At 52.3% G+C, this 2,274-nt stretch carries 3 protein-coding genes; all 3 read left to right on the forward strand.

Annotated elements, in window-relative coordinates; genetic code table 11:
* The coding region (locus AC1WIP_RS14800; RefSeq protein WP_481142551.1) for a helix-turn-helix domain-containing protein at positions 1-340 on the forward strand (340 nt) is incomplete at its 5' end.
* On the forward strand, positions 312-1,334 hold the full coding sequence (locus AC1WIP_RS14805) for a zinc-dependent alcohol dehydrogenase (RefSeq protein ID WP_481142552.1): 1,023 nt from the start codon (positions 312-314) through the stop codon (positions 1,332-1,334). The genes AC1WIP_RS14800 and AC1WIP_RS14805, both read left to right, overlap by 29 nt.
* Before the next feature lie 4 nt (positions 1,335-1,338).
* Positions 1,339-2,274 (forward strand): MmgE/PrpD family protein (locus AC1WIP_RS14810; protein WP_481142553.1); only part of this gene is annotated, 936 nt, incomplete at its 3' end.

The following is a 2,274-nucleotide window of genomic DNA, read 5'->3' on the forward strand; positions in this document are numbered from 1 at the left end:
AATTTCCTTATGTATACAATATATTGCAGAGCACTACAGTGAAAACCTTTCACTGACGCTGATGGCGAAGAAAACAAATCTGGGAAGTAATTATTTCGGAGCGCTTTTTAAAAAAGAAATGGGTGTAAGCCTGACGGACTATATCAACACGGTGCGGATAGAACGGGCAAAGGAATTTCTGGCGGCAGGCTATCAGGTGCAGGAAATTACCTATATGGCAGGCTATAACAGCATCAGCTATTTCAGCCGCCTGTTTAAGAGAATGACGGGCATTACGCCAAAGGAATATGCGGAGAGGAGCAGGATTGACTATGATAACAAAAAAGATAATGTACCATGAACCCTTTGACGCGCGTTTGGACGAAGCGCAGCTGGAGGAGCTGCAGGATAATGAGGTGCGGTGCCGGGCGCTAAAATCCCTCATCAGCACAGGCTCCGAGCTGATCTCCTTCCGGAGGCAGTTTGACCCATCCATGCACCGCTGTTCTGAGCTGGGGCATCCCCAGAGAGTGGGCTACAGCATGGCGGGAGAGGGGATACAGACGGGCGCCGGGGGAAAGGACTATAAGGTGGGAGACAAGGTGTATGCCCATGTCAGCCACCAAAGCTTGTTTAACGTTCCGGAGGGAATCCGGCTGTTTAAAATGCCAGAATACCTCACTCCGGATGAAATCTGCTTTCTCACAGTGCTGAAGGCGGGGCTGTTTGCCGCAATGAAGGCCAATATTAAAATTACGGATACCATAGTGGCTGCGGGACTGGGATTGTATGGTATTGCCTCCTTGCAGTTTGCGCATCTTTTTGGGGCGTCCAGGATCATTGCCATTGACCCGGTCAAAGCCAGGGCGGAGCGGGCGCTGCAATTTGGGGCAACTCATGTGATCTGTGACAATGCCCGCGATGCCAGGGACCAGGTCCTTGCCATCAACGGAGGGAGGCTTGCGGATGCGGGCATTGATGCCACCGCCAGTGCACAGGGGCTTGCCCAGGTCAGCATGCTGGTAAGAAATGGAGGAAGGGTTTCACTGATTGCAGATCCGGCCAATCTGGAATCCCAGTGCCCGGGGACAAATATGCTGCGGGGCTATCTCACCATCCACGGTATTTTTATTGATATGATGGAGGAGATTCCCAATGCCTTTTATCCGGCACAGCTGCAGGATGTGCACCGGGCGCTCTGTGAGCTGCTCAGAGACAGGAGGATTCATGTGAAGGATATGATAACGGACTATGTTTCTCCGGCGGATCCAACGGCTGTATATCAAAAGCTGTATGACAACCGCTTCGGTTCCCTGGGGGTATTGTACGACTGGAGTCTGCTGGAGGGGAAATGATATTATGACGGTGCTTGAGCGGCTTTTAAGTTATTTTCAGGATTATCAGGATATTTTGGAAGAAAAAACATGGCAGAATATGCTATGGTCTGTCTATGACTGCCTGGGAAATATGATCGCCGGGGCAGGGCAGGAGACGGTAAAGCTGGCAAAGGATTATCTGACAGAGTGTGCCGCACCGGAAGCCAGAACCATGCTTTATGCAATTTCGGCCCATGTGCTGGATTTTGATGAAATCTGTCCCACTCTCCACGGACATCCCGGCGTGGTGATTTTTCCTGCCGCGCTGGCGGCGGCCGAAAAAAGGCATGTGTCAGGGGAGAAGTTCCTTTGCGCCTATGCCAGGGGAATGGAAACAGCCTGCAGAATGGCTTCTCTCATGTTTTCCCTGGGGTATAAAAAGGGCTGGGATTCTTCTGCCATCATGGGATGCTTTGGAGGGGCGGCGGCAGTGGCGGAAATTTATGGTCTGTCCATAGAAGAGACGACATATGCCTGTGCCCTTGCAGTGAGCGAGGCTATGGGGCTTCGGGCAAATTACGGCACTGTGGCAAAGGATTTGACTGCCGGGCGGGCGGCACAGAAGGCCGTGTACGCAGCTGAGATGGCATCCAGGGGCGCCAAGGCCGCAAAGGACATTTTGGAGAGCCCAAAAGGACTGTTTCCGTTGGTCCTGGCAGAAAGCGCCCCCGAGCAGATACAAAAGCGTCTTAAGGAGATTTTGGAAAAGCAGGAGAGCATTTTTTCTGGCAGAGGGTTTATTACAAAGCCCTATCCTGTCTGCAGAGGCACTCATGGGGCAGTGGACGCAGTGCTGGAGCTGGCTGGAGAAAGGCCAGAGGCCTGGAAGGATACAGCCTGTGTGCAGTGCCTGGCGCAAAGCTCTGCTCTGGAAAACGACTTTAGCGGCATTCCTGAAAATACCACACAGGCAAAATTC

The organism is Acetatifactor sp., assembly GCF_982438285.1.

Coding starts and splice junctions, on each gene's coding strand:
- AC1WIP_RS14805 (WP_481142552.1), top strand. CDS start 312: ATGATAACAAAAAAGATAATGTACCATGAACCCTTTGACGCGCGTTTG.